Genomic DNA, 26,602 nt, shown 5'->3' with positions numbered 1-26,602 from the left:
AAACATGAGCTCATCCGACAGCAACGCCGCGATCTCCGTGTTCGGCTTCGAGGTGGGACACCTGACGAGGACCCCGCGGAGCGGATGGCAACTCGCGGGCTTGGAGCGACCGCAGTCTGTCGCCGAACACAGCTTCCGCGTGGGGATTCTGGCCTACATCATCGCTGTTCAAGAGGGCTGCAACCCAGACAGGGCTGCCACGCTGGGTCTGTTCCACGACGTACCCGAGGTCAGGACCGGAGACCTGAACAGCGTGGCGAAGCGCTACGTGACCGCCGTAGACCCGCGCCAGGTCGTGGCTGACCAAGTTGCCGGGTTGCCTTCAGCACTGGCGGCGCACATCACGAATGTAATCGACGAATTTGAGTCGGCAAAAAATCCTGACGGAACGGCAGAAGCACGATGCGCTCGTGACGCGGACAAGCTGGAATGCTTGTTGACGGCTCGTGAATATGTTGGCCGTGGATATCCCGTCCAGCCTTGGATCGACACGATGGTCGCTGCGGTGCAGACCCAAGCCGGGAAACAGATCGCGCAGGACGCGCAAAGGATTTCCCCCGGAGAATGGTGGTACACGACTGTGAGTTCGTACGGCCTGCCCGCTGCCAAGTAACAGGGCCAGCGGGCGGGGGCCTGTAAGCCCTGCTACGTCTTCTTGCGGTACCTGCCCAGGATCGAAAGCTGGCTCTAGCGAGGTTGCTGATGGGGCTCGTGGCTTCGGCCGCGGGCCCCATCTGTCGTTCCCGGTCCAGGATGCGAGCTGGCTGTTGGACCTCCCAGGAACGCCAACTCGTCGTGGCGCTGCGTGACCATCCTTTGCCCGTAAATCGCCACGGAATCCCCACCAGAACGCCAACCTGACGGTTGCCGCCACAGGCGTTCTGAAACGCCAATCGGGCCGTTTGTGTAGGCATATCTCATCGGGCATACCTCTACTACGCGTGCGCGCGCGAGCGTACACGCGCGCGTACGCGCCCGCGCGCCCCTGCGCGTTACGGGGGCTCACGAATGCACAACGCGCAGGCAGGCGATCGCGATACGTACGCTCGGTGACCCTTGACCGCTGGCAGCGTCCGTGAAGCACCCCGGCACCCCGCGGCCCGGCGGCCTGTCCAACGCGACCCAGGCCGCCGGCCGGGTGCGATCGTTGTCCCGGTTCGGTGAAGGACGTCGAGGGTGCCAACTCGGCAACCGTCAGGTGAGGTCACCAACCGCCAGCCTCCAGGTCATGTGAGCACCGCACGGTTGGTCCGTCGTCGGGAATGTGCAACCATCCCAGCTCGTCGCAGAGAACGCATTCGTCAATTGCTTCTCGACGGGCTGCGATTTCTTCGCGCCGCGACCGCGCCACAGCAGCCTGGCGGGCCGCACGGCGTGCATCAGCTTCGACGCCTTCCACCTTGGCAATCTCATATTGCTTGCTCGGTGGCAGGTGTGGAATCGCTCGCGCAAGGCGGGCATTGATCCAGGACCGACAGCTGCGGATGTGGTGCGGGAGTTGAGAAAATTCAGGCAATCCGTGGATGTGGTCGGCCAGGTCCTGCTCCGTCCAGCCAGCGTCGAGCAGGCGCGAGCCCCGCAGGCGAGCGGTGAGCCATCGGATCGAGACGCCCTCGCAGACCTCCGGCCGAAGAAGCGACCGCAGGAGGCGCTCAGCGGCTCGCTGAGCGCGAGACGGCCGCTTCCGCTTTCGATCACTCTCGGGCACCCCTGTTTGCTCGTCAGCGAACGAATCAGGGCCATCTTCGGGCGAAGGAGCCCTCTCTTCGTCACAGCCGCGCGAAGCGCGTCGGTTATCCACAGGGCGTACGTAGTTGGACTTCAATTGATCAACTGAACCCACCTGCGGGGGGTGGCCATTTTTATCGAGACGCATGAGCGCAACCGCATAACCGCAGGTCAGAGCGTCGGTCGCTTCTAGTGCGTCGAGGACCACCTGGGTGCCGTCGTGCCCGATCGCAACAAGCTCTTGGTAGAGATGGGCGTTCCGGGGGTGAACGAGCCGGTCCAGGTTCCGCTGCGCCACGAGCTCGCCAGGAGTGCGCTGCTGCGCGTAGGCCTGCACGATCGAGTCGGCTTCAGTCTTTTCGTCCGGCGAGAGCTGGACGCGGAGTTCGTAGACAGGAACGAGGTTCACTTTCGGCGCTTCGTCGTCACCGTCCTCGCTGATCAGAGGCTGCTTCGGCCTAGCTGCCGCTGCCGCTGCGACGGCAGCTAGGCCGCGGCGGCCTGCTCGAACGGCGTCGACCTCGCAACGGGCATTGGTTCGGGCAGCTTCCTCCGCAGCAAGTGCAGCAGCGCGACGCTTGAGCCGTGCCTCCCGCTCGGAGGGCGTCTCTCCTTCTGGCACCTCCATCATCGGCAGCCTGCAGCCTGGAACGACTTCCCACAGCAGGCCGACCTGCTGGAGCCACCGAACACATCGGCGGACGGTTCGATCCGAGCACCCCACTGCCGCTGCGATCTCCTCCTGGGAGACCCACGTCAGCGGACGACCAGTGCGATCAGCACAAATGGCGAAGACCCTGGCGATGCGCCACCAACGCCGTTGCTTGGCCTTGTAGCGAAATTCCGTGGAGTCTCGGATCTGCTGCTCGACCGCTTCCATCCACGTAGCCGCGCCCTGGGCCGGCCGAGTGTGCTCGGGAGCGATCCGATTGAGGACCCTCCCCGCGAGGTCGACCCGGGCCGCGGGAACGATCTGGCGCAGGACCGCCCAGCGAATGCCGGACATCGTCAACAAGCGGTCCAGAGGATGGAGCTGGTCTTGCTCCGCAACGGCAAGCATGAGCGCTTCTGCCCCTGGGTCGAGCTCCAGCAGGGGCTGAGGCTGCTCTCCAGCCAGCTTGGCGGCCACGGCCTGGGCGCCGCCGGCCAAATGCCAGCAGAGGTCGCAGACGTACAGAGGTTCATCGTTGATGAGCGGCGTTCGGCGACGCCCCATCGGTCGGGTGCACGAAACACACTCAGGCCGCTGAACAGGCGCGACAACATCCGGGTAGCTCGTCGCGGCCGTCATACCGCAGTCCTGCGGTGATCATGTTGGCTCGACCAGGGCAAACAGGTGAACTGCACGACACGCCAGGTGCCGACGATGCCTGTGACCAGGGAAAGTATCGACGCGACGCACCTGGGCGTACGCGCGCGCAAGTAGACTGCGCTTCCGGTGCTGAGTATGCTCAAGCACCGGAAGCGCACTGTGGGCGACACAGCACGCGTTCCTTGATCTCGAAGCTGCTGGCTTCGGGGTCAGCGCAAGGCAGGTGCCTCGGCACCGGTCTTGCGGGGTTGACGAGATCGGGGTGGTGCCCGACTCGACGGCCTTTGAAGTTGTTGAACGGGAGTGCTGGCAACCGGGGTGGTGCCCGGGGCCAGTTACAACTGAACGAAGTGCTCAGAGTTGGGGCTGGTGAAGCCCCTCTGAACTTGGCGGGGCGGTCCCATACGGGGCCGCCCCGAAGTCGTTACGAGGCTTTAGCCATCCCTCCCTTGCTGGGGTCATCGTCGAACAGGTCCAGTTGGTCCTGGTGGTAGGCGATGCCTCGCAGGACGGCATCGAAGGACTTCCGGACGTCTGAGCTGGCCCCACTGAGCTGGACCAGGCCGCGGACGATCGCGAGGGCGCGGTCGGCGGCGTCGTGCCACTCCTCGGGCACGAGCACCGCAGTGCGGTGGCTGCGCCGGGTGATCCGCACGTGCTCGCCTCGCTCGATGGCGTCCATTGGGCCCGCGAAGTCGTTCCGCGCGACTGCGGCGGCCGCTTCCAGCGCTGGCGCCATCCGCGGACGGCCGGGACGGCTGCTGAACAGCGCAATCTCTTCAGGGTTGACCGCAGCGGGGTGCACCACGAACTCGAGGAAGCTCCGCACGTCCGTGCCACCAGTGCCGAGGACGGCAAGGCCGTCGATGATTGCGAGGGCGCGGTCGGCGGCGTCGTGCCACTCCTCGGGCACGAGCACACCGGTCTGGTGGCTGCGCCGGGTGATCCGCACGTGCTCGCCTCGCTCGATGGCGTCCATCAGCTGAGGGAAGTCTCTCCGCGCGGTTTTGGAGGTGGCCTCGATCATGGGCCGAACCATACCCCTCAGCGCAAGGGGGGACACAACTCGACGGTCCCCCGGCGTGTCGACCTGGGAAAACGCAGAACCCCTGAAAACCTGGTAACCCCGCGATCCCAGGGGTTTACGGGGTTGCCAGGCTTCCTTGTAACCCTGGCAACCCCGCTGGCGACTCCCTGGAACACTGGGAACCCCGGCGAAGCCGGGGTTCCTGGCGATGCTGGGGACGACCTCGCGTCGACCGTCGACTGTTGTGAAGGGCCTCAACATGGCGAAAACGATCACAGCCGCCAACCAAAAGGGTGGTGTCGGGAAGTCCACTTCGACGATCAACTTGGGCCGGGCAGCTGCTGTTCAGGGCCTACGCGTACTGATCGTCGACTTCGATCCGCAGGGGAACACCACCTCGGCTCTGGCGAAGGAACCGCTGGAACGAGACGAAGACAACGAAATCGTGCAGGTCACGGTTGCCGACGTCATCGAGCCGCGATCGAAGATGCCCTTGGCAGAGGTGATCATCCCGACCATCTGGGACAACATCGACCTTGCACCAGCTGGTACGCCGCTGGCAGTTGTCGAAGAGATGATCATTCCGGCGACGGCGCGGGAGTACAAGCTGAAGACCGCGCTTCAGCCCGTGCTCTCGCAGTACGACCTGATCCTGATCGACTCGCCGCCGAGCCTCGGGCAGCTGACGGTGAACGCGCTCACCGCCTCTGATCAGGTACTTGTTGTGGCTCAGCCGCAACAGTGGTCAGCGGACGGAATGGCTGAACTGAGTAAGACCGTCGGTCAGGTGCAGAAGCACTTCAACCCGCAGCTGACCTACGCCGGCGTTCTGATCAACATGTGGCAGGGCACTACGGAGGAGCGCGCAACCAAGCGGAACAAGCAGGTGCTGACGGACATCCAGTCCTACTTCACCGAGGCGCCGGTGCTCAGGCCCTTCATCCCGTTCCGCACCCACATCGGTGAAGCGATCGACGAGGGCGTGGGCCTGGACCAGTGGCGAAGCGTTCCGATGCGCGCGATCGCAGAGGACTACAGCACACACGTCAACAAGCTGATGGGTACGTGAGATGGACAATGCAACTTCGACGGTGACGGATCCAGGGCAGGCAGACAGGTCGGCCGCTACCCCAGGAACCCAGGGGAACCCGGGAACCCAAGCACCGCGGCCGGCGGACAACCGCCGGCGGCGATCGGCGCTCGCCGGACGTCACCCGGCCTCTCCGCGACAAGAAGCCGCGGAAGTTTCCCCGGTAACCCAGGGGAACCAGGAAGCCCCTGGGATTCCGGCCGTGAACAGCGAGAACACCACCGGCGGGGTGTCCGCCCTCCAAGCAACCCCGGCAACCCCGGTAACCCCTGGGAACCAGGAAGCCCCGGTGAACCAGGCAACGCCAGCTGCGCTCACGCCCGCCGCTGTCCCGGGAACCCCGGTAATCCCGGAAACCCAGGGGAACCAGGTCGTCGAGCAGCCCGTCGATGACCAGCCGGTCCAGCCCCCAGTTTCCCCGGTAACCCCGGTAACCCCTGGGAACCAGGGAACATCTCCATCCCCCCTTGGAACCCCGGCAACCCAGGGGAACCAGGAAGCCCCTAGGAACCAGGTGGCGCCGATCGACGCACAACCTGCCGCACCAACACCGGTTTCCCCGGAAACCCATGGGAAACCGGCAGCCCCGGCAACCCAATCCGCCAAGTCGAAAATGCGGATCACCGTGGACATCGACTTGGAGGTTGGAGAAGACGCGAAGGATGCGTACTGGGCAGCTCAGCGGCTCGGACAGGTGGACAAGTGGGCACACTTCATCGAAGACGCTCTCGCTTCTCGTACCAGTCAGTTGCGGGATGAGCTCAACGACGGCAAGCCGTTCCCGCATCGTCCTCAGCGCGGCCGTGGCGAGAACTTCGCTGGCGGCCGGCCACTCAGCTGACCTGGGTTCCTGGTGTTCTAATCCCCCGGAACACCAGGAACCATTGGGTTCCCGGTGTTCGGTCGTTTCCCCGGTAACCCAGGGGAACCAGGAAGCCCCTGGGATTCCGGCCGTGAACAGCGAGAACACCACCGGCGGGGTGTCCGCCCTCCAAGCAACCCCGGCAACCCCGGTAACCCCTGGGAACCAGGAAGCCCCGGTGAACCAGGCAACGCCAGCTGCGCTCACGCCCGCCGCTGTCCCGGGAACCCCGGTAATCCCGGAAACCCAGGGGAACCAGGTCGTCGAGCAGCCCGTCGATGACCAGCCGGTCCAGCCCCCAGTTTCCCCGGTAACCCCGGTAACCCCGGTAACCCCTGGGAACCAGGAAGCCCCGGTGAACCAGGCAACGCCAGCTGCGCTCACGCTCGCCGTTCCCCGGCAACCCCAGTAACCCAAGGGAACCTGGATGCCCCTGGGAACACTGTCGTGAACAGCGCGAATGACGGCTCCGGGCGCCGCTCGTGAGAACAACCCTGGCAATCCCGGAAACCCCGGGGAACCTGGCTTGCAGAGTCGCCGTCCAGCCCCGTCCACCGTTACCGGTTCCCCAGAAACCCATGGGAAACCAGCCGTCGCAGCAGGCCGGCCCCGACAGCGTCAGCGGACGCTAGAACCCCTGTAACCCATGGGTTCTAGCGGTGCAATCGGGGAAGTCAACCCAACTACCCCATGAACCCATGGGTTCCTTGGGTTGCTGGGTAAGACTGTAGCGGCTACTGTAGGCGCTACAGACAAGCTTGAGAGTAGGTGGGGATGGACCTCGATGCGTGGATCGAGCGAGACGAGAACGAGTCTCGTTTGCACGCCGTCGGACGCTGGAGACGCGCCAGGAACAGGCTCGACAAGGAGATCCAGGCCGAGACGGTCACGGCACTGCGCGAAGCACGGGCGATCAACACGCCGGCGTCGGTCATCGCTCAGGAGTGGGCGATAACCGAGGGACGGGTCTACCAGCTCTTGAGGGATCACGGGATCGACTAGGGGAAGCGACCGCTATGCACAAAGGCCGCTGACCAGCTCATCGATCTGAAGGAGGCAGACTAAAGCTCATAAACCCATGGGTTTACTGGGTTACCGGGGTTGTATGGATCAAGTGGTGCCGTTGCACAGCAAGTCTGCCGAGCGCTTGCTGTGTTTCGGGTCCACTCGGATCACGAATCGAAGAGGCCTGGTCAGCGGGGGTCCCGCGAAGAACGCCGCTGACCAGGCCAGGACTCCCAAAGGAGCACTGCATGTCTACCACTTTCGTTCTGCGCGTTGACGGCGACGACGACATCGAGGCCCTGGCGGACTCGGTCGGCGTACTGCGGCGCTGGTAACGACCGACTCCGCAGGTGGGGCCGTCGGCTGCCGTGCTGACGGCCCACCAGCTGCGTCAGAACTACTGGTAGTGCAGGGAAGGACGAGGAGAACGTGATGAGCGCGAAGCCGACCAGGGTGCACCCGGACCAGTGGGCGACTGGGGTCATCTCCAAGGAGCAGGCCGACAGCTACTACGAGCGGCACCAGGATCTGTCGATGGTCGCGGTAACGGCCCTGTTCAGCGACCCTTCGCTGGACACGCAGGCCGCCGCGCTGGCGTCGGTGGCCGAGGCGGAGATGTGCATGGCCGCGGTCGCGGAGCTGGTGTACCGGGAGCCGGTCGAGGACGGGGAGAGCGAGCTGACGCCGACCCAGCGGGCCGAGCTGATCTCCGAGCACGTCGAGGGCGCGCGGGTGGTGCTGCGCCTGGCTGAGGCGGCGCGGGCGAAGCTCACCGGTGCGGAACGGCCCCGTGGGGCTTGGCCGGTGCTGGAGGAGGTGGCCGGTGCGGTGCTGGACCGGCTGGCTGACCCGGCGGTCGTGACGTCGGCCGAGATGGCGGCGCTGTACGAGGAGCTGGTGCCGCTGGTGCTGGAGGCCGATGGCCACGCCGAGTTCGTCCAGCAGATGGCGAAGGTGTGGAAGCACCACGCGGAGAGCGAGCGTCCGCTGTCCGAGATGGGTCTGACCAGGTCGTGAGTCCCTGGTGGGGCGGGGGTAGCAGCCCCGTGGTGCCCCACCAGAGCCTCACGTAACCGACCCCTAACCGCGAGGAACGAGGTCAGGATGAGTTTGGCAGCTGAGCTACCGAGGGTGCCAACCCACTGGTGGCAGGACGTGATCGGCCACCTCGGGGACGTGGCCGAGGACGGGGCCGACTGGCTCGTGGATCGGTTGGAGAGCCGCGGGTTCCCGCAGGTCGACGCGTTCATCGAGTGGTGCGAGGCGGTGGGGCGCCGGCAGCGGGCACGTCGGGTGTACCGGGATCTGCTGTCCGCGCGGTCCGCCGTCGAGCGGGAGCTCGGGCGGGTGCCCCGTGAGGATCGGCACCGACTCTACGCCGTGGGCGCGGCGGCCTCGGAGGGCCTGGCGCTCGTGTACGAGCGGGTCTTCCCTGTTCAGGGGCACGGTGCCGACGGCTTCTCCCACGTCGAGCAGTTCGGCAACGACGCGATGCTGCTGCGGGCGCTGGCCGAGGCGACCCGGCCGCGCGAGCGCGGCGAGTCCCGCGCCGCGGCCGCGCCGACGGTCGAGCAGGTCGCGGCCGCGGCGCTGGACGAGCTGGCGGCGAACGGGTTCAGGCCGGACTCGGCCTGGGTCGACCGGTTCCGGGTGCTGCTGCGCCCGGTGGTCGGCGGTTCGGTGCGGTTCGCAGCGCATCTGCGCTGATCAGGGCCTTCTTCGGCGGGCGGCCGGGTTCCGTGCACGGCAGGTCGCCCGCCTGGGCCGATGTCCCACCAGGCACGAATGGAGCAGGACCGATGATCCCTGCTGCGCGAGAACGTCTCCACCGTGCTCATCGCCACCGGCGCAACAGCACCGAGTACTGGATCGAGAAGTTGTACGCCACCGGCGACCCGGCCGAGCGGGTGGCGATCCTGACCGAGCTGGTCGATCGGCTGGAGCTCGAGGTCGCCGGCGCCTGGACGGCCGAGGACCGGGAGCGGGCCGTGCGGCTTGAGGGCCGGTGCGAGGTGTTCGCGATCTGGCGTGAAGTCGAGCTCACCGCGTTGGCGCCGGAGGCCCGGCACGGCTGACTCCGGCCGGGCCGGTTGAGCACGCACACCCCTGCCCACCGACGTACACAACTTGTGTACGGCAGAAGTTTTCCGTGTGCCGCTCGCTGCGGCGGCCGCGCCACCCAGTCCTCGACAAGATCTACGAAACCTATCTCTACCTGGTCAAACACACCGCGCTTGGGTCCGCCAAAGCCCGAGCACACCACGAATCCGAGGAGAAGACCGTGTCCGTCTGGACCATCACCGGCGCCCTGGCCGCTGGGGCGGCCACCTCCGGGTGGATCGCCACAGCCTGCCGGTTGCGCGGGCGAACCCGTGAGCGCGACGACCTGGCCGCCCGGCTGGAGCGGGAGCAGTGCGAGGCCGACCGGCTGCGCTTCGACCGGGTGACCGGGCAGCTGGCCCGCGGGGCGTGGGAACCGGAGGCGCAGGCGCTGCTGGCCGAGGGCCACACCGTGCTCGGCTTCGTCGACCTGGACGAGTTCAAGCTGCTCAACGACCGGCTCGGGCACGCCGCCGGCGACGAGGTCCTGCGCGTCGTCGCGCAGCGGTTGCGGCGGCGGCTCGGCGAGGCGGGCCTGGTGGGCCGGGTCGGCGGCGACGAGGTGGCGTTCGTGGCCGCGCTCGCCGCGCTGCCGGAGATGACGGGCGAGCTCGACGAACTGGTCGCGCTGTTGACCGAGCCGGTCGTGCTCGCGGACGGCCGTGAGGTGTCGGTCGGGGTGTCGCTGGGCCTGGCGTGGCGCGCCGACCTGCCCTCGGCGGGGGTCGGGCTGCTGTCGGAGGCGATGGCGGCGGCGGACGCGGCCATGTACGACGCCAAGGCCCACGGCGGCGGGTGGCGGGCCTACGACCCGCGGGTGCACCCGGTCCGGCCGGCGCGGTCGATCGTCCCGGCGCCGCGACAGCGGCTGCGCGAGCACGGCCCGACGGCTCTGAACAGCGCGGACCGTGAGGTGTGTGCGCCATGACCCGGTCGACGATGACCGCGCGAGAGCTCGTCGACCGGCTGCGCGCGCACTACCTGCCGACGCCGAAGACGCCGTGCGGCGTGCCGATCACCGCCGAGCAGCTGCTGCCGGGCGCGGTGCTGCTGACCGAGGTGCCCTCCCCCGGCGGCGGGCGGCGGCGGATCGACGCCCTGGTGGTGAACCTGACCAGCGCCCGCCAGGGGCTGGACGGGTTCGAGGTCAAGGTCTCCCGTGCCGACTGGCAGGCCGAGCTGGCGGCACCGGCGAAGGCGGACCTCTGGTTCGCGGCCACGCACCGCTGGTGGGTGGCCGCGCCGTCGACCGAGGTGGTGCGGCCGGAGGAGCTGCCCGCCGGGTGGGGCCTGATGGTGCCGTCCCCGCGTTCGGCGACGCGGATGAAGGTCGTGGTGCGTGCGGACACCCGTGAGCCCTCGGTGGGGTGGCCGGTGTTGTGGGAGATCGTCAAGAAGATCGACCGCGGCCGGGCCGGTGAGTGCGCCGCGCTGGCCGAGCAGATCCGCCTGCAGCTGCTGCGGCAGGCCCGTGAACAGGTCGAACAGGCTCGCGTGGAACTTGGGTGGCACACCGGCGCGGACGCGGTGTTGGGGACGCAGCTGGCCGAGGTGACCGGCCTGTCGGCGCAGCGGCTGCGTTTCGCGCTGGAGCGGCCCTCGCCGTGGCTGCGGGAGGCCCTGCGAGCGGTGTTCGCGGCCGAGGTCGGGCCGACCGGCGTGAGCACCGAGGAGGTCGCGCGTCACACCCGGCGGCTCGCCGGTGCGCACGAGCAGGCGCTGGCCACGTTGAACCAGGTTCTCGCCGTGCTCGGCGAGCCCTCAAGGACCGAGCACGAGGAGACGCGATGACCACGCGGGTGTTCCCGGCAACCCCTGCTTCCCCGGAAACCCCTGTGTTGCCGGGGAAGCAGGGGTTGCCGGACGTGGTGGTCGGCGGGCCGCAGCTGATCGCGTTGATCGGGCCGCCGGGCGCGGGCAAGACCACGCTGCGACGCCGGCACCTGCCCGGCGTCGAGGTGGTCCACCTCGACGAGAACCGCGGGCTGCTCTCCCCGTTCGGGTGCGAGGCCGACCAGGCCGTGACCGCCGCGGCGGTGCAGATGGCGACCGTTCAGGCCGGTGCGCTGCTGGCCGCCGGGCGCCCGGTGCTGTGGGACGCCACCAGCGCGGTCCGCGCCGATCGGCTGGCGCTGCAGGTGCTCGCCGCCGAACACCGGGCGCGCAGCACGGCGATCGTGCAGCTGCCCGACCTCGCGGTGTGCCTGGCCCGCAACGCGCTGCGCGACGACCGGCCGTGCGCCTGCGGGTTCGCCCGCCGGGTGCCCGAGGAGATCGTGGCGGCGATGCACGCCGAGATCCTCGGCGACCTCGACGGTCTGCGCGGCGAGGGCTGGGACGAGGTGCTGTTCGCCGAACTTCCGGCAGGCACCGGGCCGGGGGCGTCGGCATGATGGGCTCCTCGCACGCGCTGACCGGCTGGTGCGCCGGGCTGCTGGCCGCGCCCGCGCTCGGCCAGCACGACCTGGCCGGAGCGCTGCTGGTGGCCACCGCGTGCGCCGGGTTCGCCCTGCTGCCCGACCTCGACCACCGCGGTTCGACCGCATCGCGGCTGTTCGGGCCGGTGACCGGGGCGCTGTCGTGGGCGGTGCGGACCTCCTCGGCGGTGATCTACCGGGCGACCAAGGGCCCCAGGGACGAACCCGGCAGCGGAACGCACCGCACGTTCTGGCACACCGCGGCCGCGGCCGCGCTGCTCGGCGTGGCCACCGGCGTCGGCACTCAGGCCGGCGGACGGTGGGCGGTCCTGGCCGTGCTGCTGCTCGGTGTCCTGCTCGCAATGACCGCGCTCGGCGACCTGGTGCTGCTGCCCGTCGCCGTGGTCGTGGTGGTGTGGCTGACCGAGACCGGGCTCGGCCCGGCCGCCCTGGCCCAGCTCGACGAGGTCGCCGGGTGGCTGGGCTACGCCGTGGCGCTGGGCTGCCTGGTGCACGACCTGGGCGACGCGCTCACCGAGCACGGCTGCCCGATCCTGTGGCCGATCCCGATTCGCGGCGAGACCTTCTACGAGCTGCGCCCGCCGGACCTGCTGCGCTTCCGCACCCGCGGGCCGGCCGAGATCGCCTTGGTCGCCGTGGTGTTCACCCCTGCGGCGTTCCTGCTGATCCCCGGCGTGTGGCCGGTGGTGTGGCCCCGACTTGAGCCCCTGATCAGCACCGCTCTGCCCTGGTAGCCCGGCTTCCGACGACGAACACGAGGACGAACATGAACCGCACGACCACGTTGCTGCTGGCCCTCACCGCAGGCGCGACGATCGCCACCACCGGCGGCTGCGCGGTGCTGGGTTCGGGCAACGCCACCGGCGCCCCGGCCGGGGCGACGACCTCGGTCCCGGCCGGTCCCGGTGGGCTGCTCGACCAGCTCGGGCCGCCGGTGCCCGAGGACGCGACGGCCCCGTACAAGCGGGCCGACTGGGGCGACTGGGTCTACGACCCGAAGACGAAGTGCTCGCGGCGCGAGGAGATCCTGATCCGCGACGGCCAGGGCGAGCTCGTCGACGCCGCGTGCCGGTCGACCTGCCCCGCCGCGACGGCGTCCCCGGCCGGGCCGGCGTGCTGGACCAGCCGCTACGACGACGTCGCGGTCTACGACGTCGCGCTGCTGCAGGCCGACCACATCGTGCCGCTGGCCGAGGCCGCGCTCCGGAGCCCGGAACTGGACGGCGGCGCGGCGCTCGGAGTTCTACAACTCGCTGGACAACCTGGTGATGGTGACCGGGAAGTCCAACGGGCGGAAGAGCGACAACGACCCGGCCAAGTACAAGCCGGTGGCCGGCTACTGGTGCGAGTACGCCACCGCGTACGCGAAGGTCAAGATCGCGTTCGGGCTGCGCGTCGACGCCGCCGAGAAGACGGCGCTGGCCGGGATGCTCGACACCTGCGGCGGTGAACCGCGATGACGCTGCTCGATCTGCTGCTGGCCGACGTCGACCGGGCGGGCCTGGCCGTCGACGAGCACCCCGACCTGGTCGGTGGCAGCGCCGCGGTGTTCGACCTCGACCGCGTCTACCGGTACCTGCTGATCAGGCAGTGGGGGCCCGGCGCGGTCGCCCTGGTGGTGATGCTCAACCCCTCGACGGCCACGGCGGCCGCGGACGACCAGACCATCCGCCGCTGCCTGCACTTCGCGCGCCGCGCCGGGTGCGGCGCGTTGGTGGTGGTGAACCTGTTCGCGCTGATCTCGACCGACCCGCGGTTGCTGCCGACCCACCCGGACCCGGTCGGCGCGCTCAACGACCAGATCCTCGCCGCGGCCGCCGCCCTGGCCACGGCCATGCCGGTCGGGCTGGTGCTCGCCGCGTGGGGTGCGAGCAGTCCGCTGGCGGTCGGGCGGGATCGGGACGTCACGCAGGTGCTGACCGGCGCGGGCCTGGACGTGCTGTGCCTGGGCGCCACCGCCGACGGGTTCCCCCGGCACCCCAGCCGGTTGGGCAACGACGCCGAGCTGCGGCTGTGGCGGGCAGCGCCCGCGCCCTGGCGGGCGCTGAGTGTGCGCCGCCCGTGGGCGAACTTGCTGTTCAGGGGCAAGAACGTCGAGAACCGGAGCTGGCCGACCCGCTACCGGGGCCGGCTGCTGGTCCATGCCGGGCAACGCTGGGATCCCCGCGGCCTCGAGGTGGCCGCCCAGCTCCGGACCACGGTCGAGGACGACGAGCCCAGCGGCTACCTCGGCCTGGTGGACCTGGTCGACGTCCACTTCGGCGTCACCTGCTGCCGCCCGTGGGGCGAACCGGGCACCTACCACTGGCGGCTGGAAGCTCCGCTGATGTTCAGCGCCCCGGTCGCCGGTCCGGGACAGCAGCGGCTGTACCGCAACGTCCCGGCGGCGGTCCTCGACGTGCTCGGAGCGGTGGCGTGAGCGCCGCCTCGATCGCGCCGGTGCGCGACGGTCCCCTGAACCTGCTGTTCAGGGCCCTATCACGGTGACACAGACCGCACCAACATCACCAACTTTACGAAACTCGTTGTGTAACATTGGTTAGGTTGGTAATGTTGGTGATGTCAAGCAAGGCATTCGAGCACCGGACACCAGGAGGTTCGTCACCCATGGTCAGCGTCAGCTCCGACGACATCCGCAGGGCATTCGCGGTGGCCGCCGCCGACTCCGACCCCGCCGCCGTGGCCAACGCCCGCCAGCTCATCAGCGGGGCCGCCGAGCGGCTGGACCCCGGCGACAACAGCGTCCGCGCCGAGACGCTGCGCGGCATCACCACCGACGGCGTCAACGAGACCCAGAGCAACTGATCACCCGTCTGCGGCCGACCGGCACCCCGCCGGTCGGCCGCAGACGTACCAGACCTTCATTCCGCCGCACCCGACACCCGTCGAGGGAGATTTCGATGAGCAACACCACCGGGCAGATCCCGGAGGTCACCGTCGCGCGCTACACCGCGCCGCGGGTCAGCGTCACCGCCGTGACGGAGGTGGTTCCGATCGAGCCGATCGAGGGCCGGTCGGCCCCAGGGCACTACCAGCATGTGCTGGTGAACGTGGTCACCGGCGAACTGAGCTTCCACGAGGGCACCCAGCACCGGGAGCGGTGGCTGCCGGAGTGGAAGTCGTTCAACGACGTACCGCGCGAGACGCGGAAGCGCTGGTATCCCGGCACGCCGTTCTCCTTCCGCGGCCCGCACATGTGGTTCGAGCCGGTGCCGGACCTGCTGTGCTGGACGATCGACTCCGGGGTCAAGGAGCTGCCCTACCTGGACGTCGCGGCCGCGACCGCGCTGCTGGACAGGCTGGCGCCGCACGCGCAGGACCTGCTCGACGGCCTGTTCGAGGCCGGAGGCGAGCTGGACTGGTCGGCCGACTCGGCCCGCGCCGGCCGCGACATCGGCAGGTTGTGCCAGCGCGACCCGAAGGTCGGCGCCCCCGACGGCGACGGCGACCTGGTGGACTTCGGCGTCATCACGCAGCGGTTCCCGCAGGTCTACCAGCCGGAGCTGCTGCGGCTGTCGCTGGACACGCTCGCCAAGCAGTGCGAATACGTCACCCGGTACCTCGGCACCAACGACCGCTGGCACAGCGAGGTCAAGAAGGTGTTCGGCACGCCCTACCACGACGGCAGCGGGGTGGGGCTGGACACGCTGGGTGTGCGGGCCTGGTACCGGACGGTGCTGCTGGGCGACGACCCGCGGGAGCTGCGCGACTTCGCCGACTGGGACGCCGAGCACGAGCGCCTGGCCGCCGGGGAGATCGTCTCGACCAGCACCGACGAGGAGCTGGACGCCTGGGCCGAGCGCGAGGAGGTCCGCGCCGCGCGCGCGAACGTGCACCTGCTCGGCGCGCAGGAGGCGGCGCGCGCACACCGGGGGCAGCTGCGCGCGCGGGAGTGGGACCAGCTGGCCGTGGTCGGTGCCGACGTGGTCCGCCTGGAGCGCGAGCTCGAGCAGGCCCGCGCGACCCGGGCGACGTTGACCACCGCCGCGACCGCGTGGGGCCGAGGGGCCGAGGAAGTCGCCGAACGCGCCCGGATGAGCGAGCGGGAAGTGCGTGAGCCCGGCCATGCCGACTCCCGCCCCTGACGAGGTCACTCGTCCGCTGCTCCCCTGCCGCCGCGAGCGGTCCGGGTCGAACGACATCCACAACCACCGGAGGCCACGATGAGCACCGCGTCGGAGGACGTGTCCGAAGGCAGGCTGCTGCTGGTCGAGTACGACCAGGTCAAGGGCGAACAGCGCGCCCGGATCACCCACCGCGACGGGCTGGTCTACACCACGATCGCCGCGATGGCCGGGGTGATCGCCGCGGTGATCAGCGCGAAGGCCCCGGCCCTGCTGCTGGTGCTGCCGCCGGTGTCGGTGCTGCTCGGCTGGACCTACCTGACCAACGACGAGAAGGTCTCGGCCGCGGGCCGCTACGTGCGCGAGCGCATCGGTCCCCGGCTGGAGGCGCTGGCGAACGCCTCGGAGCCGGTGTTCGGCTGGGAGATCGCGCACCGCAACGGGCCCCGGCGCCGGGCCCGCAAGGTGATGCAGCTGGTGGTGGACTTGGTCGCGTTCTGCGCCGCGCCCGCCGCGGCGCTGGTGACGTTCTGGGTCCTGGGCCCCGTGCCGGTCGGACTGATCGTCGTGTCGGTCGCGGAGTCGCTGCTCGTGGCGGCGCTGGCGGTGTTCGTGGTCCTGGAGGCGGATCTGCGCAAGCCCGCCGCCGTCGCCACGGTGCCCGCCCCGGACGGCGTCATCGAGCAGGCCGGGCCGCCGCGATGAGCGCCGGAAGCGCGATCGAGTGGACCCACAACACCCACAACCTGTGGATCGGCTGCTCACGGGTCAGCCCCGGCTGCCGGTTCTGCTACGCCGAGCGCGACGCCGAGCGGTTCTGGCCGGGGCAGTGGCACCTCGCAGGGCCACGGACGTTCCTGTCGGAGGGCTACTGGCGCAAGCCGCTGGCCTGGAACCGGGCGGCGCGCCGGTCGGGGACGTCGACGCTGGTGTTCTGCGGCTCGATGTGCGACTTCGCCGAGGTGCACCCGGACCCGGAGATCGGCGCGCGGCAGGACGCGGCGCGGGCCCGGCTGTGGGACCTGATCGCGGTGACGCCGTGGCTGACCTGGCAGCTGCTGACCAAGCGCCCGGAGAACGTCGCCGCCCTGGTGCCGTGGGGCGACGACTGGCCGCGCAACGTGTGGCTGGGCACCTCAGTGGAGGACCAGACCCGCGCTGAACAGCGGATTCCCGCTCTGCTGGCGCTCCCGGCACGGACCCGGTTCCTGTCGTGCGAGCCGCTGCTGGAGCAGCTGGACCTGTCGCGATGGCTGGGGATCGAGCACTTCGACTCCTTCGGCTGGGGCCAGGAGCTCGGCGCCGCGCTCGCCGGCCGGGTCGGCCCGGCCGGCGGGCTGCACTGGATCATCGGCGGCGGCGAGTCCGGGCCGCGAGCGCGGCCGATGCACCCGGCGTGGGCGACGTCGCTGCGCGACCAGGCCCTCGCCGCCGGGGTGCCCTTCTTCCACAAGCAGCACGGCGAGTTCCGTCCCGACGGCCCGGTCTACGCCGCAGGCGAGACCGAGGCGGACTTCGACGCGACGATGCTGGAGGTGAACGGGACCGGCTGCGCGCTGGAGCTCGACGGGGCGCGGCCGGTGCGCTGGGACACCCGCGAGATCACCGTCGACGCGGTGCCCAGCACGAGCGCCTGGTGGATGAGCAAGGTCGGCAAGAAGGCCGCGGGCCGCGCGCTGGGCGGTCAGGAGTGGCAGCAGATGCCCGAACGGTGGATCCCCGTCGCGGCATGATCACGACGGCGCGCCGGACTACCGGTCAGGCGGCGGGCAAGGCCACGATATGCAAAGTGCCCCGGACCTCCCACTTCGAGGTCCGGGGCACTCCTGTGCGGTGTTCGTGCTGCTACGGGGCCGTGAGCGCGCCGTTCTTGGCGCTGATCACGAGCCCCTCCATCGCCTCAGGCCTACCGCGCAGGGCTCCACCGGCGATGTACTTCGAGTCGCGCACCGCTCCGCCGAAGGTCAACTGGGCGAATTCGACGCACCCTCCCGAGTCGCCGCTGGCCCTGGCCTTCCACCAGGTTGCGCCGGCCAACTCGTCCTGTTCTGTCACATGATGTCCTTTCGCAGGTTGTCGATCAGGCGCCTTGATTTTGCCTGGGACAGCGCAGCAGCCCGCAGGTTGTTCATGATCTTCTCGTAGCGCTGGATCTCGTCGAGTTCCTCGAAGAAGATCCCCTTGACCGCGGTGTCGATGTAGACCAGGCCGGGGTCCTCGGGGATCGGGAACTTCAGGATCGCGAACGGGCCGTGGACGGCGCGGTGTCCGCCGAGCAGGGCCAGGCGCGGCAGTTTGGAGCGCAGCGGGTTGCGCAGCGTCTCGTCATCGTCGTCGTCGTTCTCCGGGGACAGCACCTGGATGTCGACGTTGGGCAGGTCGCTCAGCTCGAGCAGGTGCTCCAGCTGGTCGCGCATGACGGCCGGGCCGCCGACGTTGTCGAGCAGCAGGTGCTGGGAGATCACCAGCCACAGCCGCAGCGGGTTGTCCTGACGGGTCAGCGCGCTCCCGCGCAGGTGCCGCAGGTGCAGGCGGCGCTCGATCTCCTCGTCGGAGGCGTCGGGGTCGTAGAACCGCAGCAGCGGTTCGCTGTAGCCGCGAACCTGGACGAGGCCGTTGAGCGCCATGAGGTCGGCTCCGTGCTTCTCGGTCGCGCCCTCCTCCAGACCGGCGTAGAGGTCGAACCTGCCGGGGTCGATGTCGCTGGCGATGTCGACCTGCTTACCGCTGTCGGCCTGCTTGACCCGCGACCAGAACGGTTCGATCGCCTCGGGACAGCCGTAGAAACCGAACAACGTCTCGACCGTCGCCCGATCGGGGAGGTTGCGGCCGGACTCCAGATGGCTGATCCGGGACGGTGCGCACTCCAGTCGCTTCGCGGCGTCCTTCTGGTCCTTCTTGGCGGCTTCACGACGTCGTCGCAGCTCAGAGCGGATCCATCGCTTGAGGACCGCCGGTGAAATTACCTCTGACATGAGGTCAGCATCTCCTAACACGGCCGCGCGTCTCTGTGGCACGTCTGGGTGAGCAAGACCTTGAGCGGAACTTCACCCAAACGAACGATCCCGGCAGTAACGTTCACGCAGTAACGTTACTGAAGTTCCCGCCGGGCACAAGACCAGCAGGTCAGCCCCGGTGAGAACCGTAGTCTGCCAGGGTCGGAGGTCGACCACGCCCCTCCTCGGAGGCGCGTTATCTCCCCTCGGATCTCCGCCCCTGGCTCTCGCTGACGGCGGCTCCGATTCGGACCCCCGACCCGGATCGGGGTCGCCGTCCTCCACCGGATCTTCGGGGGTTCGCGATGGGAAGCCGTAGCCGTTCAGCCTCGCTGGACGCCTTCCTCGTGCTCAAGCGCGGCGCCGGTGACGAGCGGCAAATCCCGTCCAACTCCCCCGCCGGCGCGGTGGCCGTGATCAACCGGTGGCTGCGCCAGGACCCCCAGGCGAGCCTGTCGTGGCTGGTCAACGAGAACCTGCCTGAGCCGATCGTGATGTCCGGCCGCCTGCAGGGGCACCTGAAGATCGGCCTCGACCAGAAGCGCACCCACCTGTTCGTCTGCCAGCCCGGCGAGCAGGTGGGCCCGAAGCTGACGTCCCGTTGTGGCCTGACCTTCGACTGGTGGGCGCTGGAGTTCGCCGAGGCACTGGATACGCCGATGGGCGCGCCGTGCGAGCAGTGCGAGCTGCTCATGATGGGACCGGTGCCCGAGCACCAGAAGCCCGCGCTGCCCTCCGCGCAGAGCGAGGACGACGGCTGGGACGGCTGGCTCCGCTACTACACCGAGCTGGACTGGCCGGTCATCGAACACGGCGGCCAGCTGCTTCTCGACGCCGTCACCACCTCCGACGTCGTGGTGCTCACCGTGCCTGTCGACCTGGCCAGGCAGGTGCAGGACGACCTGGCCGAGCGTGAGATGCAGGCGCCGCTGCTGTACCTGCCGTCCATGCCCGACGAGGCCCTGTTCGTGGTCAGCCGCACCCCCGTGCCCGTGCCGATGCCCCCGGCCGTGCAGAGGCTGGGAGCGGCGGTGCCGCTCCCCCCGTCCGTGGTCGCAGACCACGAGGGCGAGTTCTACCTCGAGTGGGGCGTCTCCCCTGGCGACGCGGTGTTCGGCAGTAGCAACGACCTGCGCTGCCGCGACATCGACGTGGTGGCCGCCATCTACAAGGTCCACCACCAGCAGCAGCTTGAACAGCGGCAACAACGGGCGATCACCTCATGATCACCCCCGCAGCCTCGCGGATCGACGAGATCCGCGTTGACCGGTCGAGGTGTGGAGCAGCACGCCACGACCGGACGACCCTTCCACCAACCGAAGGAACAACCGCGATGATCAAGGACCTGTGCTCCCCCGAGGACGTCGACGTCGCCATCGCCAGCGAGGAGCGGCACGCCCGCGCCCAGCTGCGCAACCTGATCGAGGACGTCCCCGCCGACAAGGTCGACGCCGTGATCGCCATGCTGCGGGACTTCGCCGGCGAACTGCCCGAGCGGCGCGCGGTCGCGCTGCGCGGGGTCAGCGACCCGGACGCCCGGATGCTGATCGCCGAGGAGTACCCGGAGCTGGCCTACGAGGTCGAGGGCAGCCGCGGCGCGAACGGCAAGGGCACCGTCACCCACACCTGGACCTGCACCGGCACCGGCGCGTTCGTCATCTACCGGCAGGGCCCGGAGGGCTGCACCGTCGTGGAGAACGGCGGGCTGCTGGGCCGTCACCTGTGGGACGACCTGGTCGGCACGTTCACCGCCTACGACATGACCCGCCCGCCGAAGACCGCCGAGGTCGAGCAGGCGGCGCGCCCCGAGCGCACGGTCGCGCTGGCGGCCCACTGACCAACTGGCGGCACCACAACCACGGCCCCGGCGCCCTTTCCCCCAAGGGCTCCGGGGCCGTGGTCTGTCTCCACCCGCTCGGCTGTCCAGGCGAACTGCAGCCGGTAACGACGCACCGGTCCGCTGCGACTTCTCCTGTGCAGCAGGCGAAGGCCCGTCACCGCGCGCTCGGTGACGGGCCTTCGTCGTACGTCGGGCGGAGTCGGTCAGGGGAACCGGCGCACGCACGGGCACATGGTCGGCGCGGCCGGATCCGGTCCGACGAGGCGCAGCCCGGAGCCGTGGCAATCCGGGCAGGCCCGCAACGCCGCGTGGTCGACCTCGGCCGACAGCCGGGGCACGTGACGCCAGCGGCCGGCGAGCACGTCCGGGTCGGACAGCGGGTGCCGGTAGAGCTGGCCGGGCGACGGTGAGCGCGTCCAGCTCCTGGCCCGGTCGGGGAAGCCGATCCGGTGCAGCGCCTCGCCCAGGTCGACGCCGAGCTGACCGCGCACCTCGTCCCAGTCCGCGCCCTCGGTGGTGGTCCAGGTGACCTCGGCTTCGTCCAGCCACGACGTCCGCCACAGCGGCCGGCCGCGCCGGTCGAGAACCTTGATCAGGTCCGGAGACCCCTCGCCGGCGGCGAAGTAGAACATGTCGAACTCGGCGGCCGCGGCGTCGGGGAACGGTCCGCGGATCAGGCGGGTCGTCATCGCCAGCGTCAGCCAGTGCGACTCCAGCGGGTCGTTCGTGGTGACCCAGTCCTCGACGAGCGGGCCGGTGGGAAACAGCGAGATGGGCGGGGACGTGACGGGCATGGGCGCCTCCTGCGGGCGGACGATCGGTGAACGCGTTCCGGTCCGCCGCGCGCGGGGAGGGTGGGCGTCCTCGCGCAGCGGCCCACCCCGCCCTGGGTGTGGCCTGCTGGTCGCGTCACCGAGGTCGCGCCGAAGCCGTCGGTGTACGCCCTGTTCAGAGGTGTCAGGGACGCGACCGCGCAGGGCCGTGACCCTCGGTGCCACGGAGCGGGCGCCGGGTAACCTCGCACTCTTGGCGAAAGGGCGCTCACGTGACGTTGGACTGGAACCGGATCGGCTCGTCTTCCCCTGAGCTGCTGTTGCGGCCACGGGACATCTTCGCGGCGTTGCCGAACAAGCCCTGGTCGTACCTGCGGCAGGAGCAGGGTGAGGCGTTGGAGGGCTGGTTCGCCCGCAAGGACGACCGCGACGTGGTGATCAAGCAGAACACCGGCGGCGGGAAGACCGTCATCGGTCTGCTGATCGCGCAGAGCACCCTGAACGAGGGCGTCGGCAAGGCCGTCTACCTTGCGCCCGACACCTACTTGGCCGGCCGCGTGCGGCGGGAAGCCGACCGGCTGGGACTGCCGACCGCCGAGCGGCACGACGACATCCGGTTCACCAGCGGTCGCGCCATCCTGGTGACCACCTTCCAGAAGCTGATCAACGGCCTGTCGGTGTTCGGCGTGGTCGGTGGCCGGTACCCGACGATCGACCTCGGGGTCGTGGTCGTCGACGACGCGCACGCGGCCCTGGCCACGACCGAGGGGCAGTTCCGGCTGAGCATCCCGGTCGAGCACCCGGCGTGCCTGAAGCTGTTCGAGCTGTTCGGGCCGGCGGTGGCCGAGCAGGGCCAGAAGACCTGGCTCGACATCACCGAGGGCGACCAGACCGCTGTGGCGCGGGTGCCGTTCTGGGCCTGGGCCGACAGGCAGGTCGAGGTGCTCGAGATCCTGCACCCGCACCAGCGCGACGACGACTTCAAGTTCGCCTGGCCGCTGATCGCCGACTGCCTGAGCCTGTGCACGGCGATGTTCTCCAGCCGCGGCGTGGAGATCCGGCCGCCCGTTCCCCCGATCGGCAAGATCCCCTCGTACGTCAACGCCAAGCGGCGCGTGTTCCTGACTGCCACCCTGTCCGACGACAGCGTGCTGGTCACCAACCTCAAGGCCGACCCGAGGAACCTGGCCGCCGTCGTGACACCCGGCAGCGCGGCCGACCTCGGCGACCGCCTGGTGCTCGCCCCGGTGGAGCTCAACCCGCACCTCGACGACGAGGCGATCCGCCGGATGGCCAAGGGCTTCTCGGTCGGCGACCGCGACGGCGACGGCGTCCCGGAGACCCGGCCGGTCAACGTGGTGGTGCTCGTGCCCAGCACGGCCAAGGCCAACCAGTGGACGCACCTGGCCGACCGGGTGCACTACGTCCGCGATCTCGAACACGGCGTCGCCGAACTCGTCGCCGGGCACGTCGGTCTGGTCGTGCTGGTCAACAAGTACGACGGGATCGACCTGCCCGGCACCGCGTGCGAGCTGCTCGTGATCGACGGCATCCCGCGTCCGCTGGACGCCGCCGAACGCCGGGAGGCGTCCGCCCTGCTCGACAGCCCTCTGCGGCGCATGCGCGACGTGCAGCGCATCGAACAGGGCATGGGCCGGGGCGTGCGCGACGTCGAGGACCACTGCGCCGTGCTGCTGATGGGTGCGGGCATGGGGATGGCCGTGCACGACGACACCTGGCTGAACCTGTTCTCCCCCGCCACCCGCGCGCAGCTGCAACTCAGCCGCGACCTCGCCCTGCAGCTGCAGGGCGCTGGCCTGGACGGCATCCGCACCGCGCTGTCGGTCTGCCTGGACCGCGACCCGCAGTGGGTCCGGCGCAGCAAGCTCGCCGTCGCCTCGGTCCGCTACAACAACGTCGGCGCCGTGCGCCCGGAGGCCGTCGCGGCACGCGAGGCGTTCGACTTCGCGACCGCTGGCCAGCACAACCAGGCCGTCGACCGGTTGCAGGCCGTCATCGACGGCATCGTCGACCCGGCGCTGCGCGGTTGGGTGCGTGAGCAGAAGGCGACCTACCTGCACTTCGTCGACCCCGCCATCGCGCAGCAGCAGCTCGGCGCGGCGATCCGGGACAACCCGGCCGTGCTGCGGCCGGTCGTCGGCGTGGACGTTCGGCGGGCCCGCGCCGCCGCGGTGCAGGCCCGCGCAGCCGCCGAGTACCTCTCCGCCGCCTACACCGACAGCACGGGCTTGGTCCTCGGGCTGCGCGCCGTGCTCGACGACCTCGTGTGGGACAACGACCGCACCGACGACGCCGAAGCCGCCTGGGAGAAGCTGGGCAGCCACCTGGGGTTCGACAGCATGCGGCCCGAGCGGCTCTACGGAACCGGCCCGGACAACCTGTGGACGCTCAGCGCCACCCAGCACGCGGTGATCGAGCTGAAGACCGGCGTGGAACGCGACTGCGAGGGCATCGCCAAGAAGGACGCCGACCAGCTCGGCGGCAGCGTGCGCTGGAACGAGGGCACGAATCCGGGGGTGATCAACGTTCCGGTCATGCTTCACCCGGTCGAGGTGCTCGACGGGAAGGCCGTCTTCGTGCCGGGGATGCGGGTGATCACCCCGGCCAAGCTCGCCGAGCTGAAGACGGCCGTCGAGGCCTTCGCCACCGCGCTCGGACAGGGCAGCACCCTGTGGGGCAGCGAGCAGGCCGTCGCGCAGCAGCTGGCGTTCCACCGCCTTACCGGCGAACGCATCATCACCGCGTACTCGGTCGCGGCGCGCCGGGCGCCGTGACGGCGGAGGCCGGTCAGGGGCAACGGCGGCAGGTCGGGCACCAAGCGCCGTACTCGGCGGCCTCCGGCCGGTGTCCGGCGCGGTGCCCGGCGGACAGCAGCAGACCCGCGGTGACTTCGGGCGGGTAGCCCAGCACGAGGCCGCAGACCGCCTCGTGCTGCTCTTCGTGCTGTTCAGCGGCGGTAAGCACGTCGAGGTCGGCCGCTGCGGTGAGCGCGACGGCGACCTCGTCGCCGAGCGCGGACGGCAGGGCCTGCCGGTACTCGGCGGCCAGCGCGGCCAGGTCGAAGTGGTGGCCGAGCGTGCCGGGTTGAGCGGCGAACGCCCAGCAGCCGCGCGGGTGGAAGTTGACGGCGAGCCCGGCGGCGCGGGCCGCGTCGACCCGGTCGCGCATCTCCCGGCGCGGGCGGATGCCGAAGTACCCGGCGGGCTTCTGCCCGGCCGCGACGGCGTCGGCGGTCCACCGTTCCCAGTCGCCGAGATCCGGGGCGCGGCCGCCGAGCTCGTCGAGGGTCAGCGACTGCGCGAGGATCGGGTTCCACGGGCTCACCAGCGGTGATCGCCAGTGCATGCGCGGACCGGACCAGCGCCAGATCATCCAGCCGTCGACGGCCGCAGCCCAGTCGGTCAGGCTGCTGGCGGCCGGGCGGTGGTAGATCCCGTGCGCGGGTTCGCCGTTGTCCTGCCAGGGACCGGAGTTCGACCACCACGGGCTGAGCCGGGTCCACCAAGTGTCCGGGTTTCCGCGCGCCGGAGTGCGCGGGTCGTCGACGTGGGCGGGGTCCAGGATCCAGCCGCCCAGGTCGCGCCAGGCTGGGCCGCGGCGGGTGAGCCGGGCGGGCAGCAGGTCCAGCAGCGCGGTGACCTTCGCGTCGGGTCCGGTCGCCTCGGCGGGCTGCGCGGCGGGCAGGTAGGTGCTCACGGTGTCCCTTTCGGTCGGCGGCGGTGGTTGGTGTGTTGTCGCTGTTCAGCGGTGGTCGGTGGGCGAGTCGGTGTCCGCGGGCGGGCTGGGGCGGGGGAACGCCCGGCTGGTCGGGACGACCGCGAGGTAGCTGTTGATGCCGGCGGTGGCGGTCTCCATCACCCCGTAGGTGGTCACGTGGACGGTTGGCAGGGTGCGGTGTCCGGCGGGGACGGTCGGCAGGTCGGGGTCCAGTCCGGCGTCGACGGCGTCCAGGGCCTGCTGGACCGCGTCGACCACCCGGTTGTTGGCGTCGCGCTGGTCGCGGACGTCGCCGTGGCGGACCGTGGCGAACACGGTCACGGCGACCCGGTAGTCCTCCGTGTCCATGTCCGGCTGGGGCTGGTTCATCTGCGTCTCCTGGTCGGTGCTGGAGTCGGTCAGTGGTCGATCAGCGAGGCGAGGAACGCGGCGGGCGTGTGGGCGCGCCCCGCGAACTCGACGTCGTCCGGGTCGAGCGCGGCGAGGACGTCCTCGCGGGTGTGGCCGGCCTTGTCGGCGTTGAACAACTTCCCTGCCACGGCACCGAACGCCGCGCAGCCGATCACGGCTTCGGCCACGTCGTCCGGCAGCGTCGCGCGGACCGCGTCCTTGGCCAGGTCCCGTTGGGTCTGCTCCCACTCGTTCATGTCGCATCCTCTCCCGCTAACGTCACCAACATAACCAACGTTACCAACATGACGGACCATGAGGCAAGCGAGACGTCCGACAGAAATGGAGATGGCCCCTGAACATGCTGTTCAGGGGCCATGCGGATACCGACGGGCCGAGCGAACGCCCGGCGAGGACCTACTCGTCCCCGCCGGGGCTGCCAACCTCCGCCTCGTACCAGTCGTGCGGAACCAAGACGGCGACCGGGTCCTTGCCGTAGGGCTCGATCTTGGTGTGCACGCCGCGCGACGCGGCCGCGACCATGGCGGTCAGCTGCGCGCGGGCCTGGCTGCTCTGCATCGACTGCACCTGCGACTCCGCGGGCCGGCGCCCTTCGGGCAGGGCCTCGTACCAGTCGATCGACACCACGACCGCGACCGGCACGGCGGCCTGCTCCCGGTCCTTGGGGCGGCCGCGGCTGCGCCTGATCTGCAGGTGGTGTTCGGGTGCGGCGGAGGCGGTGACCTGCTCGATGAGGTCACCCCACTCGAGGCGCACCTCGGCCATGGTCTTCGTGATCATGCGCGGATCGTACCAACATTACCAACTTTACAAAAGTGGTTGCGTAACGTTGGTCAGGTTGGTAACGTTGGTGATGTCAAGGCGGGGCGGCCCGCCAGAACCGCGAGAGCCCCCGGCGAGCAGGCCGGGAGCGAGGGAGACCGAGATGGCCATCAGCGCCGAGAACGCCCGCAGCATCGTCGCCTGGTCCAAGACCGACAACGAGCGGCTGCGCACCGGCGACCTGACCGAGGGCCAGTTCTGGGCCAACGTGCACGGCCGTGACGCCCTCCTGGCGTCGCTGCCCGCCGAGGACCGCGCCGCGGTCAACAGCCTCAGCCACGACGACGTCTAGTTCCCAGCTCCGGCCGGTCCGTCGGTCCCGCCCACCAGGCGGATGACGGCGGACCGGCCGGTCCCAGCCCGGACCGGCGGCAACCCCTTCCCGTCAGCGCCACC

30 protein-coding genes are annotated in these 26,602 nt (G+C 69.9%); 21 read left to right on the top strand and 9 right to left on the bottom strand.

Annotated features, from left to right (window positions below; all coding sequences use genetic code 11):
* Positions 1-4 precede the first annotated feature (4 nt).
* Complete coding sequence (locus tag JNUCC0626_RS50155) at positions 5-613, top strand: HD domain-containing protein (RefSeq protein ID WP_394622320.1); 609 nt, start codon at positions 5-7, stop codon at positions 611-613.
* A 591-nt stretch (positions 614-1,204) separates the two neighbouring features.
* On the opposite strand, the gene JNUCC0626_RS50150 is transcribed toward JNUCC0626_RS50155, so the two are convergent.
* Positions 1,205-3,019: a hypothetical protein gene (locus JNUCC0626_RS50150; protein WP_394622319.1), complete on the bottom strand. Its 1,815-nt coding sequence runs from the start codon at positions 3,017-3,019 to the stop codon at positions 1,205-1,207.
* 445 nt (positions 3,020-3,464) lie between these two features.
* Complete coding sequence (locus JNUCC0626_RS50145) at positions 3,465-4,067, bottom strand: hypothetical protein (RefSeq protein WP_394622318.1); 603 nt, start codon at positions 4,065-4,067, stop codon at positions 3,465-3,467.
* A 244-nt stretch (positions 4,068-4,311) separates the two neighbouring features.
* On the opposite strand from JNUCC0626_RS50145, the gene JNUCC0626_RS50140 reads away from it, so the two are divergent.
* The 16 genes from JNUCC0626_RS50140 (at position 4,312) to JNUCC0626_RS50065 (ending at position 17,359) form a co-directional block, all read left to right on the top strand.
* Complete coding sequence (locus JNUCC0626_RS50140) at positions 4,312-5,136, top strand: ParA family protein (RefSeq protein WP_394622317.1); 825 nt, start codon at positions 4,312-4,314, stop codon at positions 5,134-5,136.
* A gap of 535 nt (positions 5,137-5,671) precedes the next feature.
* The gene (locus JNUCC0626_RS50135; RefSeq protein WP_394622316.1) at positions 5,672-5,998 is read left to right on the top strand and encodes a hypothetical protein; all 327 of its coding nucleotides are present in this window, start codon (positions 5,672-5,674) and stop codon (positions 5,996-5,998) included.
* Between the two features lie 795 nt (positions 5,999-6,793).
* Positions 6,794-7,021, top strand: coding sequence for a hypothetical protein (locus JNUCC0626_RS50130; RefSeq protein ID WP_394622315.1), 228 nt, complete (start codon positions 6,794-6,796; stop codon positions 7,019-7,021).
* 435 nt (positions 7,022-7,456) lie between these two features.
* The gene (locus JNUCC0626_RS50125) at positions 7,457-8,041 is read left to right on the top strand and encodes a hypothetical protein (RefSeq protein ID WP_394622314.1); all 585 of its coding nucleotides are present in this window, start codon (positions 7,457-7,459) and stop codon (positions 8,039-8,041) included.
* 114 nt (positions 8,042-8,155) lie between these two features.
* Positions 8,156-8,731, top strand: coding sequence for a hypothetical protein (locus JNUCC0626_RS50120; RefSeq protein WP_394622313.1), 576 nt, complete (start codon positions 8,156-8,158; stop codon positions 8,729-8,731).
* Between the two features lie 92 nt (positions 8,732-8,823).
* Positions 8,824-9,099: a hypothetical protein gene (locus tag JNUCC0626_RS50115; protein ID WP_394622312.1), complete on the top strand. Its 276-nt coding sequence runs from the start codon at positions 8,824-8,826 to the stop codon at positions 9,097-9,099.
* Between the two features lie 206 nt (positions 9,100-9,305).
* A complete protein-coding gene (locus JNUCC0626_RS50110) occupies positions 9,306-10,052 on the top strand; it encodes a diguanylate cyclase (RefSeq protein ID WP_394622311.1) in 747 nt (248 codons plus the stop codon).
* Positions 10,049-10,915, top strand: coding sequence for a hypothetical protein (locus JNUCC0626_RS50105; protein WP_394622310.1), 867 nt, complete (start codon positions 10,049-10,051; stop codon positions 10,913-10,915). The genes JNUCC0626_RS50110 and JNUCC0626_RS50105 overlap by 4 nt, the downstream gene beginning before the upstream one ends.
* Complete coding sequence (locus tag JNUCC0626_RS50100; protein WP_394622309.1) at positions 10,912-11,517, top strand: AAA family ATPase; 606 nt, start codon at positions 10,912-10,914, stop codon at positions 11,515-11,517. Before JNUCC0626_RS50105 ends, JNUCC0626_RS50100 begins: the two co-directional genes overlap by 4 nt.
* Positions 11,514-12,296, top strand: coding sequence for a metal-dependent hydrolase (locus JNUCC0626_RS50095; protein WP_394622308.1), 783 nt, complete (start codon positions 11,514-11,516; stop codon positions 12,294-12,296). The genes JNUCC0626_RS50100 and JNUCC0626_RS50095 overlap by 4 nt, the downstream gene beginning before the upstream one ends.
* A 519-nt stretch (positions 12,297-12,815) precedes the next feature.
* A complete protein-coding gene (locus JNUCC0626_RS50090; protein WP_394622485.1) occupies positions 12,816-13,022 on the top strand; it encodes a hypothetical protein in 207 nt (68 codons plus the stop codon).
* Positions 13,019-13,981, top strand: a complete 963-nt coding sequence (locus tag JNUCC0626_RS50085; RefSeq protein WP_394622307.1) for a DUF1643 domain-containing protein — start codon at positions 13,019-13,021, stop codon at positions 13,979-13,981. Before JNUCC0626_RS50090 ends, JNUCC0626_RS50085 begins: the two co-directional genes overlap by 4 nt.
* Before the next feature lie 188 nt (positions 13,982-14,169).
* Entirely contained in the window at positions 14,170-14,367 is a 198-nt protein-coding gene (locus JNUCC0626_RS50080) for a hypothetical protein (RefSeq protein WP_394622306.1), read from the top strand.
* A 95-nt stretch (positions 14,368-14,462) separates the two neighbouring features.
* Positions 14,463-15,647, top strand: a complete 1,185-nt coding sequence (locus tag JNUCC0626_RS50075; protein ID WP_394622305.1) for a hypothetical protein — start codon at positions 14,463-14,465, stop codon at positions 15,645-15,647.
* Between the two features lie 78 nt (positions 15,648-15,725).
* Entirely contained in the window at positions 15,726-16,331 is a 606-nt protein-coding gene (locus JNUCC0626_RS50070) for a hypothetical protein (protein ID WP_394622304.1), read from the top strand.
* The gene (locus JNUCC0626_RS50065; protein ID WP_394622303.1) at positions 16,328-17,359 is read left to right on the top strand and encodes a DUF5131 family protein; all 1,032 of its coding nucleotides are present in this window, start codon (positions 16,328-16,330) and stop codon (positions 17,357-17,359) included. The genes JNUCC0626_RS50070 and JNUCC0626_RS50065 overlap by 4 nt, the downstream gene beginning before the upstream one ends.
* Before the next feature lie 112 nt (positions 17,360-17,471).
* On the opposite strand, the gene JNUCC0626_RS50060 is transcribed toward JNUCC0626_RS50065, so the two are convergent.
* Both JNUCC0626_RS50060 and JNUCC0626_RS50055 read right to left on the bottom strand, forming a co-directional pair.
* Positions 17,472-17,681, bottom strand: coding sequence for a DUF397 domain-containing protein (locus JNUCC0626_RS50060; RefSeq protein ID WP_394622302.1), 210 nt, complete (start codon positions 17,679-17,681; stop codon positions 17,472-17,474).
* A complete protein-coding gene (locus tag JNUCC0626_RS50055; RefSeq protein ID WP_394622301.1) occupies positions 17,678-18,601 on the bottom strand; it encodes a helix-turn-helix domain-containing protein in 924 nt (307 codons plus the stop codon). Before JNUCC0626_RS50055 ends, JNUCC0626_RS50060 begins: the two co-directional genes overlap by 4 nt.
* A gap of 326 nt (positions 18,602-18,927) precedes the next feature.
* On the opposite strand from JNUCC0626_RS50055, the gene JNUCC0626_RS50050 reads away from it, so the two are divergent.
* Together JNUCC0626_RS50050 and JNUCC0626_RS50045 are read left to right on the top strand one after the other, a co-directional pair.
* On the top strand, positions 18,928-19,848 hold the full coding sequence (locus tag JNUCC0626_RS50050; RefSeq protein WP_394622300.1) for a hypothetical protein: 921 nt from the start codon (positions 18,928-18,930) through the stop codon (positions 19,846-19,848).
* A gap of 107 nt (positions 19,849-19,955) precedes the next feature.
* Positions 19,956-20,459 (top strand): hypothetical protein, encoded by a 504-nt coding sequence (locus tag JNUCC0626_RS50045; RefSeq protein WP_394622299.1) that lies wholly within the window; start codon positions 19,956-19,958, stop codon positions 20,457-20,459.
* Between the two features lie 206 nt (positions 20,460-20,665).
* Here the strand turns inward: JNUCC0626_RS50045 and JNUCC0626_RS50040 are convergent, their stop codons facing one another.
* Positions 20,666-21,256 carry a hypothetical protein gene (locus JNUCC0626_RS50040; RefSeq protein ID WP_394622298.1) on the bottom strand — a complete coding sequence of 197 codons (591 nt, stop codon included), beginning with the start codon at positions 21,254-21,256 and terminating at the stop codon, positions 20,666-20,668.
* Positions 21,257-21,507: 251 nt separating this feature from the next.
* Here JNUCC0626_RS50040 and JNUCC0626_RS50035 point away from each other — a divergent pair, with 251 nt between their 5' ends.
* Positions 21,508-24,030: a DEAD/DEAH box helicase gene (locus JNUCC0626_RS50035; RefSeq protein WP_394622297.1), complete on the top strand. Its 2,523-nt coding sequence runs from the start codon at positions 21,508-21,510 to the stop codon at positions 24,028-24,030.
* A 13-nt stretch (positions 24,031-24,043) separates the two neighbouring features.
* Here the strand turns inward: JNUCC0626_RS50035 and JNUCC0626_RS50030 are convergent, their stop codons facing one another.
* From JNUCC0626_RS50030 to JNUCC0626_RS50015, 4 genes are all read right to left on the bottom strand, one after another.
* A complete protein-coding gene (locus JNUCC0626_RS50030) occupies positions 24,044-24,952 on the bottom strand; it encodes a hypothetical protein (protein WP_394622296.1) in 909 nt (302 codons plus the stop codon).
* Positions 24,953-24,997: 45 nt separating this feature from the next.
* Positions 24,998-25,342: a hypothetical protein gene (locus JNUCC0626_RS50025; RefSeq protein ID WP_394622295.1), complete on the bottom strand. Its 345-nt coding sequence runs from the start codon at positions 25,340-25,342 to the stop codon at positions 24,998-25,000.
* Between the two features lie 29 nt (positions 25,343-25,371).
* Entirely contained in the window at positions 25,372-25,620 is a 249-nt protein-coding gene (locus JNUCC0626_RS50020) for a hypothetical protein (protein WP_394622294.1), read from the bottom strand.
* 160 nt (positions 25,621-25,780) lie between these two features.
* Positions 25,781-26,164: a hypothetical protein gene (locus JNUCC0626_RS50015; RefSeq protein WP_394622293.1), complete on the bottom strand. Its 384-nt coding sequence runs from the start codon at positions 26,162-26,164 to the stop codon at positions 25,781-25,783.
* A 145-nt stretch (positions 26,165-26,309) separates the two neighbouring features.
* Here JNUCC0626_RS50015 and JNUCC0626_RS50010 point away from each other — a divergent pair, with 145 nt between their 5' ends.
* The gene (locus JNUCC0626_RS50010) at positions 26,310-26,498 is read left to right on the top strand and encodes a hypothetical protein (protein ID WP_394622292.1); all 189 of its coding nucleotides are present in this window, start codon (positions 26,310-26,312) and stop codon (positions 26,496-26,498) included.
* Positions 26,499-26,602: the final 104 nt, after the last annotated feature.

It is taken from the genome of Lentzea sp. JNUCC 0626 (assembly GCF_043632865.1).
GTDB lineage: Bacteria > Actinomycetota > Actinomycetes > Mycobacteriales > Pseudonocardiaceae > Lentzea.
The sequence above is the reverse complement of the archived record's forward strand: the minus strand, read 5'-3'. Positions and strand labels throughout refer to the sequence as shown.

Bases quoted from the DNA above. Each gene is read 5' to 3' on its own strand.
- JNUCC0626_RS50155 (WP_394622320.1), top strand. From the start codon at position 5: ATGAGCTCATCCGACAGCAACGCCGCGATCTCCGTGTTCGGCTTCGAG.
- JNUCC0626_RS50150 (WP_394622319.1), bottom strand. From the start codon at position 3,019: ATGACGGCCGCGACGAGCTACCCGGATGTTGTCGCGCCTGTTCAGCGG.
- JNUCC0626_RS50145 (WP_394622318.1), bottom strand. From the start codon at position 4,067: ATGATCGAGGCCACCTCCAAAACCGCGCGGAGAGACTTCCCTCAGCTG.
- JNUCC0626_RS50130 (WP_394622315.1), top strand. From the start codon at position 6,794: ATGGACCTCGATGCGTGGATCGAGCGAGACGAGAACGAGTCTCGTTTG.
- JNUCC0626_RS50125 (WP_394622314.1), top strand. From the start codon at position 7,457: ATGAGCGCGAAGCCGACCAGGGTGCACCCGGACCAGTGGGCGACTGGG.
- JNUCC0626_RS50115 (WP_394622312.1), top strand. From the start codon at position 8,824: ATGATCCCTGCTGCGCGAGAACGTCTCCACCGTGCTCATCGCCACCGG.
- JNUCC0626_RS50105 (WP_394622310.1), top strand. From the start codon at position 10,049: ATGACCCGGTCGACGATGACCGCGCGAGAGCTCGTCGACCGGCTGCGC.
- JNUCC0626_RS50100 (WP_394622309.1), top strand. From the start codon at position 10,912: ATGACCACGCGGGTGTTCCCGGCAACCCCTGCTTCCCCGGAAACCCCT.
- JNUCC0626_RS50095 (WP_394622308.1), top strand. From the start codon at position 11,514: ATGATGGGCTCCTCGCACGCGCTGACCGGCTGGTGCGCCGGGCTGCTG.
- JNUCC0626_RS50085 (WP_394622307.1), top strand. From the start codon at position 13,019: ATGACGCTGCTCGATCTGCTGCTGGCCGACGTCGACCGGGCGGGCCTG.
- JNUCC0626_RS50080 (WP_394622306.1), top strand. From the start codon at position 14,170: ATGGTCAGCGTCAGCTCCGACGACATCCGCAGGGCATTCGCGGTGGCC.
- JNUCC0626_RS50075 (WP_394622305.1), top strand. From the start codon at position 14,463: ATGAGCAACACCACCGGGCAGATCCCGGAGGTCACCGTCGCGCGCTAC.
- JNUCC0626_RS50070 (WP_394622304.1), top strand. From the start codon at position 15,726: ATGAGCACCGCGTCGGAGGACGTGTCCGAAGGCAGGCTGCTGCTGGTC.
- JNUCC0626_RS50065 (WP_394622303.1), top strand. From the start codon at position 16,328: ATGAGCGCCGGAAGCGCGATCGAGTGGACCCACAACACCCACAACCTG.
- JNUCC0626_RS50055 (WP_394622301.1), bottom strand. From the start codon at position 18,601: ATGTCAGAGGTAATTTCACCGGCGGTCCTCAAGCGATGGATCCGCTCT.
- JNUCC0626_RS50050 (WP_394622300.1), top strand. From the start codon at position 18,928: ATGGGAAGCCGTAGCCGTTCAGCCTCGCTGGACGCCTTCCTCGTGCTC.
- JNUCC0626_RS50045 (WP_394622299.1), top strand. From the start codon at position 19,956: ATGATCAAGGACCTGTGCTCCCCCGAGGACGTCGACGTCGCCATCGCC.
- JNUCC0626_RS50040 (WP_394622298.1), bottom strand. From the start codon at position 21,256: ATGCCCGTCACGTCCCCGCCCATCTCGCTGTTTCCCACCGGCCCGCTC.
- JNUCC0626_RS50025 (WP_394622295.1), bottom strand. From the start codon at position 25,342: ATGAACCAGCCCCAGCCGGACATGGACACGGAGGACTACCGGGTCGCC.
- JNUCC0626_RS50020 (WP_394622294.1), bottom strand. From the start codon at position 25,620: ATGAACGAGTGGGAGCAGACCCAACGGGACCTGGCCAAGGACGCGGTC.
- JNUCC0626_RS50015 (WP_394622293.1), bottom strand. From the start codon at position 26,164: ATGATCACGAAGACCATGGCCGAGGTGCGCCTCGAGTGGGGTGACCTC.
- JNUCC0626_RS50010 (WP_394622292.1), top strand. From the start codon at position 26,310: ATGGCCATCAGCGCCGAGAACGCCCGCAGCATCGTCGCCTGGTCCAAG.